General features: G+C 70.4%; 15 protein-coding genes. 7 read left to right on the top strand and 8 right to left on the bottom strand.

Annotated elements, in window-relative coordinates:
• Window positions 1–68: 68 nt before the first annotated feature.
• The 6 genes from ACYQ8L_RS05545 to ACYQ8L_RS05520 all read left to right on the top strand — a co-directional run bounded on the left by ACYQ8L_RS05545 (window position 69) and on the right by ACYQ8L_RS05520 (window position 3,992).
• Entirely contained in the window at window positions 69–536 is a 468-nt protein-coding gene (locus ACYQ8L_RS05545) for a phosphate-starvation-inducible PsiE family protein (RefSeq protein WP_459940782.1), read from the top strand.
• 80 nt (window positions 537–616) lie between these two features.
• On the top strand, window positions 617–1,336 hold the full coding sequence (locus tag ACYQ8L_RS05540; protein WP_459940781.1) for a glycosyltransferase family 2 protein: 720 nt from the start codon (window positions 617–619) through the stop codon (window positions 1,334–1,336).
• Window positions 1,333–1,608 (top strand): lipid-A-disaccharide synthase N-terminal domain-containing protein, encoded by a 276-nt coding sequence (locus ACYQ8L_RS05535; protein WP_459940780.1) that lies wholly within the window; start codon window positions 1,333–1,335, stop codon window positions 1,606–1,608. Before ACYQ8L_RS05540 ends, ACYQ8L_RS05535 begins: the two co-directional genes overlap by 4 nt.
• On the top strand, window positions 1,592–3,199 hold the full coding sequence (locus ACYQ8L_RS05530; protein WP_459940779.1) for an ArnT family glycosyltransferase: 1,608 nt from the start codon (window positions 1,592–1,594) through the stop codon (window positions 3,197–3,199). Before ACYQ8L_RS05535 ends, ACYQ8L_RS05530 begins: the two co-directional genes overlap by 17 nt.
• Window positions 3,196–3,813 carry a DedA family protein gene (locus ACYQ8L_RS05525; protein WP_459940778.1) on the top strand — a complete coding sequence of 206 codons (618 nt, stop codon included), beginning with the start codon at window positions 3,196–3,198 and terminating at the stop codon, window positions 3,811–3,813. The genes ACYQ8L_RS05530 and ACYQ8L_RS05525 overlap by 4 nt, the downstream gene beginning before the upstream one ends.
• Window positions 3,810–3,992, top strand: a complete 183-nt coding sequence (locus ACYQ8L_RS05520; protein WP_459940777.1) for a uracil-DNA glycosylase — start codon at window positions 3,810–3,812, stop codon at window positions 3,990–3,992. The genes ACYQ8L_RS05525 and ACYQ8L_RS05520 overlap by 4 nt, the downstream gene beginning before the upstream one ends.
• A 539-nt stretch (window positions 3,993–4,531) precedes the next feature.
• Here the strand turns inward: ACYQ8L_RS05520 and ACYQ8L_RS05515 are convergent.
• The 3 genes from ACYQ8L_RS05515 to ACYQ8L_RS05505 form a co-directional block, all read right to left on the bottom strand.
• Entirely contained in the window at window positions 4,532–5,083 is a 552-nt protein-coding gene (locus ACYQ8L_RS05515) for a hydrolase (protein ID WP_459940776.1), read from the bottom strand.
• Between the two features lie 178 nt (window positions 5,084–5,261).
• Window positions 5,262–5,555 (bottom strand): hypothetical protein, encoded by a 294-nt coding sequence (locus tag ACYQ8L_RS05510; protein WP_459940775.1) that lies wholly within the window; start codon window positions 5,553–5,555, stop codon window positions 5,262–5,264.
• Between the two features lie 160 nt (window positions 5,556–5,715).
• A complete protein-coding gene (locus ACYQ8L_RS05505) occupies window positions 5,716–6,336 on the bottom strand; it encodes a MarC family protein (protein WP_459940774.1) in 621 nt (206 codons plus the stop codon).
• Window positions 6,337–6,615: 279 nt separating this feature from the next.
• Between ACYQ8L_RS05505 and ACYQ8L_RS05500 the strand changes: the two genes are divergently transcribed.
• Window positions 6,616–8,004 (top strand): UTP--glucose-1-phosphate uridylyltransferase, encoded by a 1,389-nt coding sequence (locus ACYQ8L_RS05500; RefSeq protein WP_459940773.1) that lies wholly within the window; start codon window positions 6,616–6,618, stop codon window positions 8,002–8,004.
• Here ACYQ8L_RS05500 and ACYQ8L_RS05495 read toward each other — a convergent pair.
• The 5 genes from ACYQ8L_RS05495 to cysS all read right to left on the bottom strand — a co-directional run bounded on the left by ACYQ8L_RS05495 (window position 7,993) and on the right by cysS (window position 16,429).
• Entirely contained in the window at window positions 7,993–10,125 is a 2,133-nt protein-coding gene (locus ACYQ8L_RS05495; RefSeq protein WP_459940772.1) for a bifunctional diguanylate cyclase/phosphohydrolase, read from the bottom strand. The two genes, ACYQ8L_RS05500 and ACYQ8L_RS05495, sit on opposite strands and share 12 nt — an antisense overlap.
• Before the next feature lie 228 nt (window positions 10,126–10,353).
• Entirely contained in the window at window positions 10,354–10,488 is a 135-nt protein-coding gene (locus ACYQ8L_RS05490; protein WP_459940771.1) for a hypothetical protein, read from the bottom strand.
• A 212-nt stretch (window positions 10,489–10,700) separates the two neighbouring features.
• Entirely contained in the window at window positions 10,701–12,557 is a 1,857-nt protein-coding gene (gene ftsH, locus ACYQ8L_RS05485; RefSeq protein ID WP_459940770.1) for an ATP-dependent zinc metalloprotease FtsH, read from the bottom strand.
• A 183-nt stretch (window positions 12,558–12,740) separates the two neighbouring features.
• A complete protein-coding gene (uvrB, locus tag ACYQ8L_RS05480; RefSeq protein ID WP_459940769.1) occupies window positions 12,741–14,750 on the bottom strand; it encodes an excinuclease ABC subunit UvrB in 2,010 nt (669 codons plus the stop codon).
• Between the two features lie 200 nt (window positions 14,751–14,950).
• Window positions 14,951–16,429, bottom strand: a complete 1,479-nt coding sequence (cysS, locus tag ACYQ8L_RS05475; RefSeq protein WP_459940768.1) for a cysteine--tRNA ligase — start codon at window positions 16,427–16,429, stop codon at window positions 14,951–14,953.
• Window positions 16,430–16,974: the final 545 nt, after the last annotated feature.

Genomic DNA, 16,974 nt, shown 5'->3' with positions numbered 1-16,974 from the left:
GGCCCAAACGGTCCCGCGTGGACCCGAAGGGGGTTCAGCCGCCCTGCACCGCGAGAAAGGAAACAACCGTGAACGCTCCTTACCCGTTGAACGTCCGCTTCCTCCGGCGCCTCCTCATCGCCGCCGACGACCTCGTTCACTTCGCCGTGGCGCTCGTGATGCTCGCCTGCGCGGGCGTGGTGCTCGTGCAGGCCGTGGTGCAGCTCGCCCACCCCGGCGTCACCGCGGTGCTCCATGCGCTCAACGACGTGCTCCTCGTGCTCATCATCATGGAGCTCCTCTGGCCCGTGGTCCGGTTCCTCAAGCGGGAGCCCTTCAGCCTCAACCCCTTCCTGTACGTGGGCATCATCTCGAGCACCCGGCGGATCCTCTTGCTCGAAGCCGAGCATTCCCTCGCTTCCAAGGTGCACGAGGGACAGTGGCAGGCCCTCTGGCCTCCCCTGGTCGAGATCGGGGCCAACGTGGTGGTGATCCTGGTGCTGGCCGTAGCGCTGCGGATCGTCGCGGGCTCGGGGCACCCGGCCGCCCGCACCTGACCGCGCGGGGCCCGGGGTTGGATACCGGGGGCCGTCCCGCCGTATACTCCGCCACTCTACGTTCCCACGCGGAGGCCCCGATGCGCCTGTCGGTCGTGCTGCCGGTGTACAACGAGGAGGAAAACCTCCCGATCCTGGCCCGGGAACTCCGGGACGTGGTCGCGGGGCTCACCCCGGACTGGGAGGTGGAAACCGTGTTCGTGGACGACGGGTCCACCGACCGGAGCCGAGACCGAATGCTAGAGATCCGACGGGACTATCCGGATCTCGGGGTCCGGATCGTGGCCCTCGACCGGAACTGGGGGCTCACGGCCGCCATGGACGCCGGATTCCGGGCGGCCCGGGGAGAGGTGGTGGTGACCCTCGACACCGACCTCCAGAACGACCCGGCCGACATTCCCCGGCTCTTGGGCCACCTCGACCGGGCCGACGTGGTGGTGGGCATCCGGGCCAACCGCCGGGACCCGTTCGTGAAGCGCATGAGCTCCCGCATCGCCAACGCGATCCGCAACCGGGTGACCCACGACGACATCGTGGACACCGGGTGCTCCCTCAAGGTGTACCGCAAGGCCTTCCTCGACCGGCTCAAGCTCTACACGGGGCTCCACCGGTTCCTGCCCACCCTGCTCAAGCTCGAGGGGGCCCGGGTGATCCAGGTTCCGGTAAACCACAGGCCCCGGCGCTACGGCGAGGCCAAATACCACCTTTGGAACCGGCTCGTGGGGCCGCTCCTGGATCTGTTCGCGGTGCGCTGGATGCAGAAGAGGCACCTGGGATACCGCTGGGAGGAGATCCCATGAGGTGGGATCCCTGGCTCATCCTAGGGTTTGCGGCCCAGGCGCTCTTCTCCGGCCGGATGCTGGTGCAGTGGATCGTGACCGAGCGCAAACGGCGCAGCACCGTGCCCAAGGCGTTCTGGTACCTGTCGCTGGCCGGAAGCGTCCTCCTGCTGATCTACGCGATCCACCGCCGGGACCCGGTGTTCATCCTGGGCCAGGCGTTCGGTTCGGTGGTCTACGTTCGCAACCTCATGCTCTGGAAGGGGGATCCGGCGGATGCCCAGGGCGCGTGACCTGGCCGCCGGGGGCCTCGCGGCCGTGGCCCTCTGGGTCGGCCTGGGTTCGTACGGCCTCGTGGAACCCTCCGACGCCCGCTACGCCGAGATCGCCCGGGAGATGTGGGCCTCCGGCGACTGGCTTTTCCCCCGCCTCCTCGGCATCCACCATTTCCACAAACCCCCGCTGGTCTACTGGGTCACGGCCCTGGGCTACGGCGTGGCCGGCCCCACGGAATGGGGGGCCCGGCTCGGCCAGGGGGTGCTGGCCACCCTCCTCGTCCTGGTGCTCTGGCGGTTCGCCCGGCGGCACCTCGCGCCCGGGGCGGCCACCTGGGCCGCCCTGTTCGCGGCCACCACGCCGGCCGTCGTGGGCGCCGAGCGCATGGTCACCACGGATCTTCTCCTTTGCCTGTGCCAGACCGTGGCGCTCACGGCGGCGTACGAGATCTGGAACGGGTCGGCCGGGCGGGGGGAGCGGATCGCCCTCTACCTGGCCCTCGGCGCGGCGTTTCTCACCAAGGGGCCGGTGGGGTGGATCGTGCCCCTGCTTGTGCTCCTCGCGTTCCTCCCGTTCCATCGGCGGGGGGCGACCGAGCAGGCCCGCTGGGGCCTGGCGTGGGGGGTGCCCCTGGCGCTCGCCGTGGCGCTACCCTGGTACGCCTACGCCGTGGGGGCGGTCCCCGGGCTTCTCGACTACTTCCTCGGGGGCCAGATCGCCAGCCGCCTCAAGGAGGGGGGCATGGGGCACCCCCATCCCTGGCACTATTACCTGTACGTGTTCCCGGCCCTGGGGCTCCCCTGGGCGCTCCTCGCCCCCGCGGGCCGCAGGGCTGCGGCCCGGGCGTCGGAACCCCTGGCGTGGTTTCTCGGGGCGTGGGCCCTGGTGCCCCCGATCTTTTTCAGCCTGCCCGCCACGAAACTGCCCCTCTACGTGCTCGCCGCCTACCCCGCAATGGCCCTGCTTGCGGCCCAGGCCCTGGCGGCCGCGGCCGATGAGGTCCGGGCCCTCTTGCGGGCGGTGGGATTCGGGTTCGTGCTGGCAGCCGCGGCGGCCCTCGTGGTCGGGCTCGGGGTCGTGCCGCTCCGTGGCGGGGATCTGGCGGCCATGGACCGGGCGGCCCTGGGAACCGTGTTCCTGCCGATCGCCGCGGTCCTCGCCGCCGCCGGCGCCGGGGCCGCCGCCTGGACCGCGGACCGGGGGTCCCGCCCCGACCTCGCGGCCCTGTGCATCGCGGCCGGTCTGGCTCTCACGGTGGGCTGGGCCTTCAGCCGGGGGGACGCTCTGCCCCTGCGAACCGCGAGACCCACCGCCCGCAAGGCCCTCGAGCACCTGGGCCCGGACGCCGTGCTCGCGGAGTACGGGTCGCTGTCGGCGGGCTTCGCGTTCTACACCGGTCGGATCCCGGTGCTCGGCGGGATCTCCCGGGAGACCCTGTTCGAGGGACCCGAGGTCGAACGACGCGTGCTGAGCCGGGAGGCGTTCCTGGACCTTTGGAAGGGCCCGCGCCGCGTGGTGGCGCTCACCCGGCCCAAGTACCGCAAGGACCTCCCGGGGGGGCGGGACCTCGCCCGGGGCAACGGATACGTGCTGGTGGAGAACCGATGAGGGGTTGGCTCGAAGGGGCGGTCGCCTGGCTCGTGGCCACCGTGGGGGCGATGGGCTACCCCGGGGTGGTGGCCCTCATGTTCCTCGAGAGTTCGTTTTTTCCCTTTCCGAGCGAGGTCGTGATCCCGCCCGCAGGGTACCTGGCGAGCCGCGGCGAGATGCACCTCGGCCTCGTGATCGCCGCGGGCGTCCTGGGGAGCCTGCTGGGGGCCCTGTTCAACTACGGGGTCGCCGTGTGGCTCGGCCGGCCCTTTCTCCTCCGCTGGGGCCGGTACGTGGGGCTCACGCCCCGCGCGCTCGAACGGGTGGAGGACTACTTCCGCCGGCACGGCGAGATCAGCACCTTTGTGGGCCGGCTCGTGCCCGGGGTGCGGCAGTACATCTCGTTTCCGGCGGGGCTCGCCCGCATGCGGCTCGCGCCCTTCTGCCTGTACACGGTGCTGGGCGCCGGCATCTGGGTGGCGATCCTGGCCTGGATCGGGTATTTCGTGGGGAACAACCAGGAGAAGGTCGTGGAGTACGTCCACCGGGCGTTCTGGTACCTGCTGCCGGCCCTCGTGGCCCTGTGCGGGATCTACGTCTGGCGCCACCGCGCCCGCACCCCGAACGGATGACCCGGCCCAACTGCCTGCGGTGCCGACACTTCTACGTGACCTGGGACCCCCGCTTCCCCCGGGGCTGCCGGGCCCTCGGGTTCAAGACCCAGGGGATCCCGGCCGACGAGGTGCGCCGGGCCTCGGGCCGCGACTGTCTCTTCTTCGAGCCCCGGCAGGACAAGGGCAGGTCCGGGTGAGGGTTGGTTCGGCTGGGGGGCCGGGACGGGAGGACGTTCGGACGCTGGGACGGTGGGACGTTAGGACGGTTGGACGGTAGGACGCGAAAACCTTTGATGGCCCCCGCGTTTCCACCCGTCCCTTCCTGTGGGAGCCGACGCCGTACCAGGGGTCAGAATTCAGAGGCCAGGTATCAGAGAAACCCTGTCCGCTGTCGTCGGTCCACCGGACCCTGACACGCCCCCCTCTCCTGATAGCAAGTTGCGTTCATACAGACACCCAGCCCGGGCGCCCGGCAAGGGGCCTGGTGGAGCGCCGGGCGTGGCTCCTACAGTCGCTGCATCCGGCGCTCAGCCAACGACTGGGGCTCTTCCGGCCAATCGGACCGACAAAATACGCCCTGCATTCCTGAGCGGTTCCGTCCATCCGGCTGAGTGCCGGATGCAGCGTAAGCCGGATGCCGCACTCACGCACGGCCGGAACCAGGCCCCTTGCCGGGCCGAATCGGGAGACGGTAGCTCTAATGCAACTTGATATGAAATCCCCGGTTTCCCCCGGATCATCCCCCCTTCACGAGGGACAGGCACGCCCGGAACTCGTCGGTGCCCGCCCGGCCGAGGAGTTCGTACAGGGCCGACTCCCAGCAGGTCACCACTCCCCCCGCCTGTCGGACCCGCTCGAGGGCCACATCGCGGTCGGCGGGATTCCGGGAGGCCACCGCGTCGGCCACCACGTGAACGCCGTAGCCCCGCTCCAGGGCCTGGAGCGCCGTCTGGCCCACGCAGATGTGGGCCTCGATCCCGCACAGGAGAAGGGTTCGGCGACCGGTCGCCTCCAATGCCCCCACGAACGCCTCGGACCCGAAGCAGCCGAAGTGGATCTTTTGGATGGGGCTCCCCGGCGCGAGCACGGCGGCGAGCGGCGGGGCCGTTTCGCCCAGGTTTTCCTGCTCCGTCCACAGAACCGGCAGGCCGACGATCCGCGCGGCCTCCCCGAGCCGTCGGGCCCGGTCGACGACCCGGTCGGCGTCGGGAATGTGGGGCAGAAGGCGGACCTGCAGGTCCACCACAACGAGGAGGGCATCGGTCCGTTCGAGCAGCCATCGGGTCATAACTATTGCTCCAGCGGCAAAATATGTACGGTCCGGGGCATGGGGCCTGCTGGAGCGCCGGGCGTGGCTCCTACAGTGGCCGGATGCCGCACTCGCACCCGGCCGGAACCAGTCCCCCACCCGCGGCCGGCAAAACGTTTACCGGGTTCGTCAGGGCTCCCTCCCCTCCCCCGTCCGGCTACCGCCGGAATACCGTGCGCATCTCCTCCGGGCCCTTGGGTTCCCGGGCCGACACGGCCACCTCCACCCCGGGTCCGTTCCGGCGGGCCCGCAGCTCCTCCACCCAGGTCCTGGCGAGGCACGCGATGGCCCGGGTCATGGGTCGGGGTACGTGGAGGATCAGCCGGTGCCCGCAGTCCCGGCACTCGAGGAAACACCCGAGGATCCATGGATAGGTGACGGCCCGGTCCACGAACTCGTTCACAACGGCCCGCACCCTGGGGTCCAGGTCGCCGAGGCGGTCCAGAAGCACCGGCCCAAAGGGCCGCCGGGCTGCGGCGGAATCCCGCCGTCGGTGAGCGGCCCGCTGGCGGGTCCGGCGCCATCTTAGGGAGGAGTGGGATCGGTCCATGACGTTCAGCCTACCCCAGGCTAGGGATTCGGCAAGCAGGCACGGACCGTTCCGCCGGTCTTCACCCCCGCCAGATCTCCTGGACCCCCTGGATCACGAACTGCACGGCCAGCGACGCGAGCAACAGGCCCATCAGCCGGGTCACCAGCCGGACCCCCGTGGGGCCGAGCCAACGCGACAGGGGCTCGGCCAGCCGGAACGCCAGGAACACCAGGACGGCGTTCGCCACCACCGCGAGCCACACGATTCCCGCCTCGGCCAGGCCGTGGCCCGTGTCGGTCAGTACCAACACGGCCGAGATCGCGCCGGGCCCGGCCAGCATGGGGATCGCCAGCGGGATCAGGGAGACGTCCTCCTTCTCCCGCGCGGCCGACTCCTCCTCCTCGGTGCGCTTCATCCGGTTCCCCCGGGCCTCGAGCATGTCGAAGCCGACCTTCAACAGGATCAACCCGCCGGTCACCCGAAACGCGGCCAGGGTGACGCCGAACAGGCCGAAGATCGCCCGACCCGCCAGGGAAAAGAACACGAGCACCGCCATCATGTACACCGTGGACCGCAGGGCCACCCGCCGGCGGGCCTCGGCCGGCAGGTCGGCCGTGAGCGCCAGGAACACCGGCATGTTGCCGATGGGGTCCAAGATGGCGAACAGCGTGGCAAACGCCTGGAGAAACTCGGGGAACACGCGCGCCTCCCTGGGTCCGGGGAAGACCGGGGGTTCTACCCCGAACCCCGTCCCCCGTGCAAGCCGGTCTGGCCTCGGCCGCCGTTTGCGCGCCGGCTCGAACCTTCGTATTCTCCCACCGCAGAGGCCCCCGTGGGACGGACGGAAGCGGTCCTTCTCCATTCCGACCCTTGCTGCGGGACCCGCGCCCAACGGTTCTAGCGGACGGTTCCGCCGGAATCCGACAGGGCGTTCGCCCGCTCGCCGGGTACCCATGGACCCGCCCCGAAGGAGTCACCCATGGCACTTCCGATCGAAGAAGCTCTGGCGCGTTTCGAGGCGATGTTCCGGGAGGAGGGGGAGCCTCCCGAGGCCCTCGAGACCTTTGCCCGCCTGTACCGGCGCTACCGGCAGGGCGAAACGGGAACGGTGGACTGGGAGCGCATCGAGCCCGCCGGCCCCGAGCAGATGGTGCCCCTGGAGGCGGCGGACACGCCGGAGGCCCGGCGGGAGGGCGAGCGGCGGTGGGGGGAGCTCGTGTGGATCGTTCTGAACGGCGGGCTCGGCACGTCCATGAAGATGGACCGGGCCAAGAGCCTCGTGCCCGTGAAGGGGGACCGGAGCTTCCTCGACCTCCTGGCCGACCACGTGCTCCGGCTCCGCCGCCGCACCGGGGTGGAACTCCCCGTACTCTTCATGAACTCGTTCGCCACCCGGGACGACACCCTGCGGGCGCTGGCGGGCAAGGGGTTGGAGGTCCGGGGCCTCCCCCTGGACTTCGTGCAGCACCGGTTCCCCCGGATCCGCGAGGACGACGGCGGCCCGCTGGGCGCCGCGGGCGATCGGGACGCGTGGGCCCCGCCGGGCCACGGGAACCTGTATGCCGCCCTGGCCGGCTCGGGGGTGCTGGAACGCCTCCTCGACGCCGGGATCCGCTGGGCCTTCGTGTCGAACGCCGACAACCTGGGGGCGAGCCCCCACCCGGGACTGCTCGGTTACCTCGCCAACCAAAACTTGCAGTTCGCCCTGGAGGTGACGCCCAAGACCGAGGCGGACGTGAAGGGGGGAACCCTGGTGGTGAAGGACGGCCGGCTGGAACTCCTCGAGATCGCCCAGGTGCCCCCGGGCCGGGAGGCCGAGTTCCAGGACATCCGGCGGTTCCGGGTGTTCAACACGAACAACCTCTGGGTGGACCTGGCGGCCATTCGGGATCTCGTGTCCCAAGGGCGGGGCCTGGACCTGCCCCTGATCGTGAACCGCAAGGAGGCCCGGGGGGTGGCTGTGGTGCAGCTGGAAACGGCCATGGGCGCGGCCATCGGGGCCTTCGAGCGGTCGCGGGGAATCGTGGTGGGCCGGGAGCGGTTTGCGCCGGTGAAAACCACCGACGACCTCCTGGCCCGGCGGAGCGACGCGTACGTGCCGGGCGACGAGAGCCCTCTGGTGCCGAACCCCGAGAGGGAGCCCGGCCTGGGACCGCTGGTGATCCGGCTGGATCCTCGGTACTACCGGTCGGTGGCGGACCTCGACCGGCGGATCCCCGACCCGCCGAGCCTCGTGCGGGCCCGCCGGCTCGAGGTCCGGGGAGACGTGCGGTTCGGAAAGGGCGTGGTGGTCGTGGGGGACGCCGTGGTCGAAAACCCCGGCCAAGAGCCGCTGGGGATCCCCGATGGGACACGGTTAGGGGGCTGAGCCCGACACCAGCTCCCGCAGGGCGGCCAGCACCTCCCCGTCCAGGGCCCCGGCGACCCCCTGTTCCAGCTGGGCCACGGCCTCCAACGGCGCCACGGGCGGGCGGTACGCCCGCTCGGAGGTGAGCCCCACGAACGCCTCGGCCACGGCCACGATCTTTGCCGCAGGGGGGATCTCTTCGCCCTGCCGGCCCATATATCCCGAGCCGTCCACCCGTTCGTGGTGGTACACGATGGCGTCCCGGTCGAGGCCCTTCACCCCCAGTTGCTCGAGGAACCGCCAGCCCAGGAGGGGGTGTTCGGCCAGGTCCCGCCGCTCCCGGGGCCCCAGCCGCCTCGGCTCGGCGAGGCGCCGGATGCGGAAGCTCGCCTCCCCCAGGTCGTGGAACCGGGCGCTGGCCACGATCCGCTCCACGGTCTCCTCGTCGTATCCCCGGGCCCGGGCCAACCGGCCGGCCCAGTCGGCCACGGCCCGGGAGTGGCCGGCCATGCCCGGGATCATGTCCTCGACCATGTCCACAAGGTACGAGAGCGACTCCCGCAGGAACCCCTGCCGGTCCCTCGAGAACCTCCGGAAGGCGTGGAGCACCAGGCCGATCCGGTCCGCCACCGGCAGGAACCGATCCCGGTCCGCCGGGGTGAACGCCGCCCCGTCGGACCGGTTGCTGAAGTGCACCACCCCCTCCAGTTCCCCCTGGGCCAGGAGCGGCACGCTCAGGAACGAGTCGGTGCGGTAGCCGCCCACCCGGTTCAGGGGGGCGGCGTCGGCCTCCAGGTCCTGCGGGACGAGGAGCGGCCTCCGGTGTCGGGCCACCCACCCGGACACGGTCTCTGAGTCGAGGGGCACCCGGGTGGTCCGGATCACCTGGTCCCGGCCCTCGAACCCGAACGCCTCCTGGACCACGAGATGGCCGTCTTCGCGCACCATGAGGGAGATCCGGTCCGCCGGGACCACCTCGCGGCACAGCCGGGCGATCCACCCCAGGAGGGCCCCGGCGTCCCGGGACGTGGCGACCACGGCCTGGGCGGTCATGCGGTCGATTAACCGGTCCGCGTCGGGCGCCTCGGGCCCCGGGCGCACGTAGTAGCGCCGCCCCGCCATCGCGCGCGCCTTCGCCAGCGACTCCTGGGCCGCGTCCCACAAGCTCTCTGGCGTGTCCCCGTGCTCGGGCATCACCGCCGCCCCCATGCAGGGATCGACGCGGATGCCGCCCCCGGGAACGATCTCCGGGATGAGGGGCTCTGCGAACACCTCGAACAGCCGGCGTGCCAGGGCCGCCACCTCCTCTTTCCCTGCGCCGGGCAGGATGACCGCAAGCGTTTCGGGCTCGATGCGCGCCAGCGTGTCGCTTCGCCGGCGCGTCGCGTTCACTTGGGCCACCACGGCCTGGAGGAGCGCGTCCGCCACGGCCGCGCCCCGCTCGGCCCGGATCCTGGGCAGGGCGTCGATCTCGAGCAGCAAAAGGGCCACCGGGGTCTGGGTGCGGGCGGCCCGGGCCACCTCACCCCGGAAGTGCTGGTCGAAATATCGGCGCGTAAACACCCCCGTGAGCCGGTCGACGAAGGCGAGTTCCCGGGCCCGGTCGCCGGCCGCCAGATCGTCCAGCACCGGTTCGAAGCTGAGGGCGAACAGGCGCATCATCCGGGCCTCGTCGGCCGTGAACCCGGGCTCCCGGTTTCGAAGCAGGACCAAACTGCCGGCCTCCCGGCCCGAGGGCCCCAGGGGCACGGCCAGAAGGGAACTGGCGTTCAGGGGTTCCAACCAACGGGACGCCACCGAGGGGTCCCCCGCTGCGTCCAGAACGGCGGGGTGGGCCGGGCCCCTGCGCAGGGCCTCAAACAGGCGACGGAGGGGTTCCTCGCGGCCCTGTGCCGAACCCCTGGTCTCGAGGAACACCGGATCGCCCCCCCCGTACCAGGCCGCCGCCGCCCCTTCCCACGGCACGACGGAGGAGGACAGGTCCAGCATGAGGCGCAGCGCGTCTTCCAGCGACGTGGCGCTTCGCGCTGCCCACTGGGCCTGGAAGAGGAGGTTCACCTCCCGGGGGTACCGGGACGCCCAGTCGCCGGGGATCTCGAGCGGAACGGGGATGAAGCACGAACGGGGAAACGCGGTCGCCATGTGGAGGTGCATCCTTTCCGCCGGGGGAGTTGCTCGCTGCGGGCCCACCCCTGACCGCCTCGGACCATGTCATGCAAACACCTTGCCGCAATTGGGCTTTTTCGGAATCCCACGGAAACGGCCGGTTTCCACACGGAAACCGGCCGTGCCGAACGTCGGGGTCGTGGCAAATTTGACCCATTTATGGAAATCTTTTTCCCATTGTTCCTTTTTCCGGTTGCTCCGTCGTCAGAACCGAGCCGCCGACTCCCGGGCGCCGGCCTCCTGCTCCCGGATCCGTTCCTCGGCCGCCTCCGGCCCCCCGTGCGGCGTCGGTTCCACCACCAGGGATTCCACCCGCGTGAACCCGATGAACCCGAGCACCAATTCCAGTTAGGGACGCTGGTGATCGGCGGCCGCCCCGTCCGAACCGGGGGGATACTCACCACCCCTGGCGAGGAGGAACGCGAAGGAGTGCCCAGGCGCTCCACGCCCCCGACCTCCGCCAGGCGGGTATTCACGAAAAAATGGGTTCCCGAGCGTCACGGGAACCCCGGGGTAATGTGAGACTACGGGTTCGCAAGCCCTCGCCTGGACTACCCCCCCTGGGTTCGGGCTTCCCGCACCTCGCCCCGGATGAGGTCGTCCACCTCGGCCCCCGTGAGCTCCTCCCGTTCCAGGAGGGCCTCGGCCACCCGGTCCAGGGCGTCGCGGTGCTCGGTCAGGAGCGCCACCGCCCGGTCCTCGCAGTCCCGGACGATCGCCTCGATCTCCTGGTCAATGATCCAGCCCATCTGCTCCGAGTACGTCTTCTCCTGGGCCAGCTTTTTCCCGAGGAACACGTGCTCCTCGCCCCGGCTGAAGGTCACGGGTCCCACCCGCTCGCTCATGCCCCACTGGCAGACCATCTTCTCCGCCAGGTCGGTGGACTGCTTAAGGTCGTTCTGGGCCCCGGTGGAGAGGTCGTCGAACACGAGCCGCTCGGCCGCCCGCCCCCCCATGTTCACCGTGATCTTCCCCAGGAGATACGACTTCGGGTAGTAGTGCCGGTCGGCCTCGGGCACGATCTGGGTCACCCCCAGGGCCGCGCCCCGGGGCACGATGGTGACCTTGTGCACCGGGTCCATACCGGGGATGAGCCGGGCCACCACGGCGTGGCCAGCCTCGTGGTAGGCCGTGATGCGGCGCTCCTTCTCGTCGGTGAGCCCGGGCCGTTCGAGGCCCATGAGCACCTTGTCCTTGGCCTGCTCGAAATGGGACCTCGTTACGAGGTCGCTCTTCTCCCGGGCCGCGAACAGGGCCGCCTCGTTGCAGAGGTTCTCGAGATCCGCTCCGCTCATGCCGGGGGTGGAGCGGGCGATCACGTCCAGATCCACGTCGGGCGCGAGCGGCATCTTGCGGGTGTGGATCCGGAGGATCTGGCGGCGCTCCTCCAGGGTCGGCAGGTCGATCACCACGTGCCGGTCGAACCGCCCGGGCCGCAGGAGCGCCGGGTCCAACACGTCGGGCCGGTTCGTGGCCGCGATCACGATGACCCGCTCGTGGCCCTCGAACCCGTCCATCTCCCCGAGGAGCTGGTTCAGGGTCTGCTCCCGCTCGTCGTGCCCGCCCCCGAGCCCGGTGCCCCGGGAGCGGCCCACGGCGTCGATCTCGTCGATGAAGATCATGCTCGGGGCCTTGGCCCGGGCCTTCTCGAAGAGGTCCCGCACCCGGGCCGCCCCCACCCCCACGAACATCTCGATGAACTCCGAGGCGCTGGTGGAGAAGAACGGCACCCCGGCCTCCCCCGCCACGGCCCGGGCCAGCAGGGTCTTCCCGGTTCCCGGCGGGCCCATGAGCAGGATCCCCTTGGGTACCCGGCCCCCGATCCGCTGGAACCGCTCGGGATCCCGCAGGTAGTCCACCACCTCGGAGAGCTCCCGCTTGGGGTTCTCCATGCCGGCCACGTCCTGGAACGTGACCTTGGGCACCTTGCCCTCGTACACCCGGGCCTTCACCTGGCCGAAGTTTCCAAAGGGGCCGAACCGGGCGTTCTGGGCCCGCCGCATGGTCCACACCCAGAACCCGAGGAGCAAAAGCCACGGCAGGCTATTCACCAGGAACATCCACCACATGTTCTCCTGGCCCCGCCGCCGCACCCGCACCTCCACCCCCTTCTCCTCGAGGAGCGGCAGGAGCTCGCGGTCGTCCAGGGGAGGCAACTGGGTGCGAACCGTGGAGGTCTTCTGGCCGGCCGTCCCCACCGGGATCTCCCGGTAGAGGGCGGCGGTGAGCTCCTCCTCCCCCAACTCCACCTGCCGCACGTTGCCCTCCCTGAGCTCCCGCTTGAAGGCGGAGTACGAGACGGTGGCCGCGGGACCGGTCGGGGTCCGGGAGAGGTTCTCCACCATCACGCTCAAAAGCAGCAGGAGCAGGAGGAGCCCCAACGCCCGCTGCCAGGGAAATCGCTCCATGGTCCGGTTCGGTCCTTTCAAAGCAAGGCGGGAGCCCTGCGGGTTCCCGGCGAGGCGGCTCGCCAGCCGGACGGCCGGGTGGCGCACCCCGCCGCGGCCATGCGGAGCCGATGGAGTCCTCCGGGTAAGCTATCGGAAAGCCTGGAAACGGTCAAACGGGCGGGCGGCCTGGGCGGGCCAGGTTCACCCCGCGGCCCGGTCGGGAAAGAGCCGGAGGGCCAGGTCCTCCAGGCGCCGGATCTCGTCGCGGTACCGGGCGGCCGTTTCGAACTCCAGGTCCGCCGCGGCCTCGAGCATCTTCCTTCGCAGCTCGGCGATCTCGGCCTCGAGCTCCTCGGGCGACCGGTAGGCCGCCTCGTCCTCGGCCGCCACCGGCACCGTGACGTAGTCCATCTCGTAGACCGACGAGAGCACGTCGTCGATGCGCTTGCGCACCGACTCCGGGGTGATGCCGTGGGCCTCGTTGTAGGCGAGCTGGGCGGCCCGGCGGCGGCGGCTCTCGGCGATGGCCCGGGCCATGGAGCCCGTGATCCGGTCGGCGTAGAAAAGAACCCGGCCGTTCACGTTTCGCGCCGCCCGGCCCGCCGTCTGGATGAGGCTCGTCTCGCTTCGGAGAAACCCCTCCTTGTCGGCGTCGAGCACGGCCACCAGGCTCACCTCGGGCAGGTCGAGCCCCTCCCGCAAGAGGTTCACCCCGATCAGCACGTCGTGCACCCCCTGCCGGAGTTCCCGGATGATCTTCACCCGCTCCAGGGTGTCGATGTCGGAGTGGAGGTACACGGTCTTGACCCCAAGGTCGGCGTAGTAGCGCGTGAGGTCCTCGGCCATGCGCTTGGTGAGGGTGGTCACCAGCACCCGCTCGCCCCGCTCCACCGTGCGCCGGATCTCCTCCAGGAGGTCGTCCACCTGGGTCTCGGCCGGCCGCACCAGGATCTCGGGGTCCACCAGCCCCGTGGGCCGCACGATCTGCTCCACCACCCGGCCGCCGGCCTTCTCGAGCTCGTACCGGCCCGGGGTGGCCGACACGTAGATCGCCTGGTTCACCCGGGCCTCAAACTCGTCGAACCGCAGCGGCCGGTTGTCGAGGGCCGAGGGCAGCCGGAACCCGTACTCGACGAGCGTTTCCTTGCGGGACCGGTCCCCCCGGTACATGCCGCCGAGCTGGGGGATCGTGACGTGGCTTTCATCCACCACCAGCAGGAAATCCTCCGGGAAGTAGTCGAGGAGGGTGGGCGGGGGCTCGCCGGGCCGGCGGCCCGTGAGGTGGCGGGAGTAGTTCTCGATGCCCGTGCAGTACCCCATCTCCTGGAGCATCTCGATGTCGAACAGCGTGCGCTGCTCCAGGCGCTGGGCCTCCAGGAGCTTTCCCTGGGCCCGGAGTTCCCGGAGCCGCTCCCCCAGTTCCTCCTGGATCGACCGGATGGCCCGGTCGAGCACGTCCCGGGGGGTCACGTAGTGGCTCGCCGGGGGGATCAGGATGTGCTTGAGCCGGCCGATCCGCCGGCCCCTGAGGGGGTCCACCAGGTGGATCGCCTCGATCTCGTCGCCGAAGAACTCCACCCGGATCGCGTGCTCGTCCTCGTAGGCCGGGAACACCTCCACCACGTCGCCCCGCACCCGGAACGTGCCCCGGTGGAAGTCGATGTCGTTTCGCTGGTACTGCAGGTCCACCAGCTTCCGGAGCACCCGGTCCCGGTCGGCCTCCACCCCCTCCTCCAGGTAGAGCACCATCTCCTGGTAGGTTTCCGGGTCGCCCAGGCCGTAGATGCACGACACGCTCGCCACGATGAGCACGTCGCGCCGGGTCAGCAGGGCGTGGGTGGCCGCGTGCCGGAGCCGGTCGATCCGGTCGTTGATGGACGAGTCCTTCTCGATGTAGAGGTCCTGCTCGGGCAGGTAGGCCTCGGGCTGGTAGTAGTCGTAGTAGCTGACGAAGTACTCGACGGCGTTTTCGGGGAAGAGCGCCTTGAACTCGGCGTAGAGCTGGGCCGCCAGGGTCTTGTTGGGGGCGATCACCAGGGTGGGCCGGTCGACCCGGGCCACCACGTTGGCGATCGTGAAGGTCTTGCCCGACCCGGTGACCCCGAGGAGGACCTGGTGGCGAAGCCCCTCCTCGACCCCCCGGGCCAGCTCCTCGATGGCCCGGGGCTGATCCCCCCGGGGCTCGAACTCGGTGACGAGACGAAATGGCATGCGACAGGCTGGGAGACGAAAAAGCTAGAAAGCTGGGAAGCTAGGAGGCTGGGAAGCCGAGAGGCGGGGAGGCCACCGTCCGTTCGTGGTGGGCCGCCGGTCGTGGGGCCCGGGCGCCCCACGCCGCCCCACCACCCTCGGTGCGACCGGCACGCCCGTCCGGCCGCGCGTCCGCACGTCCCAGCGTCCGCACGGTCGCCCTACCTCACCTTCCACCGGGTGCCCTCCGGGCCGTCCTCGAGCACGATGCCCCGCTCGGCCAGTTCGTCCCGGATCCGGTCGGCCGTGGCCCAGTCCCGGGCCTTCCGGGCGGCGGCCCGCTCCGCGATCTTCTGCTCCACCCAGGCCGGGTCGATCCCCAGCGAGGCCGCCCCGCCGCGGCGGCGGGCCTCCCGGTAGGCCACCGGGTCCTCCTGCAGGATGCCCAGCACCGCCCCCACCTTCCGGAGGCTCTCGGCCGCGTACCGCACCACGGCCAGATGGTGGGGTTGCGGGTCGAAACCCTCGTGCAAGAACGCCCCCACCTCCCGGGCGCACCGGTGCATGTGCCCCAGGGCCTCGGCGGTGTTGAAGTCGTCGTTCATCGCCTGCTCGAACTGGTAGAACAGCCCGAGCACCGCCTCGTGCACGGCCCGGCTGCCGTTGCCCAACTCGGCCACCGGCACCTGGCCCGGCACCTCCCGGTCCCGGAGCACGGCGTCGGCCCGCTCCAGGAGGCCGTAGAGCCGGTCGAGGCCGGCCGCGGCGTCGTGGAGCGCCTGGTCCGAGTAGTCCAGGGGGCTCCGGTAGTGGTGGCCCAGGAGAAACGCCCGCAGCACCTCGGGGTGCACGGCCTTCAAGACGTCGCGGATCGTGAAGAAGTTCCCCAGGCTCTTGGACATCTTCTCCTGGTTGATGTTCACGAACCCGTTGTGGAGCCAGTACCGGACGAACGGCTTCCCGGTCAGGGCCTCGGCCTGGGCCACCTCGTTCTCGTGGTGGGGGAACACCAGGTCCTTCCCGCCCCCGTGGATGTCGATCGTGGGGCCCAGGTACTTCTGGCTCATCACCGAGCACTCGATGTGCCAGCCCGGGCGCCCCTCGCCCCAGGGGCTGGGCCACGAGGGCTCGCCGGGCTTCGCCGCCTTCCAGAGGGCGAAATCGAGGGGGTTTCGCTTGCGGGGATCCACCTCGACCCGGGCTCCGGCCACCATCTCGTCGAGCGGCCGCTTCGACAGGCGGCCGTAGGCCGGGTAGCTGTCCACCGAGAAGTACACGTCGCCGTCCACCGCATAGGCGTGGCCCTTGGCGATCAGGCCCTCGATGTGGGCGATCATGTCGTCCACGTGCTCGGTGGCCCGGGGTTCGTGGGTCGGCCGCTCGACCCCCAGGGCGTCCATGTCCTCGTAGAAGGCCTGGATGTAGCGCTCGGCGATCTCGGCCGCCGACACCCCCTCCTCGTTGGCCCGCCGGATGATCTTGTCGTCGATGTCGGTGAAGTTGCGTACGTACACCACGTCGAACGAGCTGTACCGCAGGTACCGGTACACCACGTCGAACACCACGGCCGAGCGGGCGTGGCCCACGTGGCAGTAGTCGTACACGGTGACGCCGCACACGTACATCCCCACCCGCCCGGGCTGGAGGGGTTCGAAGGGCTCCTTGCGGCCCGTCAGGGTGTTGTAGACCTTGAGTCCCATGGCTTCTCGATTTCCTCCTTCGGGGTTTCGACGTGGCTCCGGGGCTTCGGTGAGCCCTCCGCCGGAAGGCTGGACGCTAGGAATCTAGGACGCAGAACCCTTTGCGATTCCTAGTGTTCCGCCTATCCCAACCGCGGAAACCGCGTCCGCACCGCGACGGCGTTGCCGGCGGGCCCGAGGCCCGGGCCCCCTCACCCTGTCCCTCTCCCCCGCGGGGGGAGAGGGAATGTCGTGGCGAGGCCGCCCCCATTCTTCGTTGTCCCTTCCACGGCCGGGGTCCAGGGGTCTTCCCGGTTCAGAACTCCCCAGGGCCCCGTCGAGGCCCCGCTACGCACGACAGTAACGCCCGAGTCGGGGTGTAGGGTGGGAGCGGCGTCTGTGCCAGGAGTCGGTGGACAGACGCCAGAGGACACGGGTTCTCTGACCTCTGACCTCTGACCTCTGACCTCTGAATTCTGGCCCCTGCTACGGCAGCCGCTCCGAGGAATTGGCCGGCGCGACGCCGCCGGGATCCCGAATGTTCCTAACCGCCTAGCTGCCAAGCA

The sequence above is a fragment of the Deferrisoma palaeochoriense genome (genome assembly GCF_054656955.1).
This window is presented reverse-complemented; position numbering and strand designations above follow the sequence as displayed.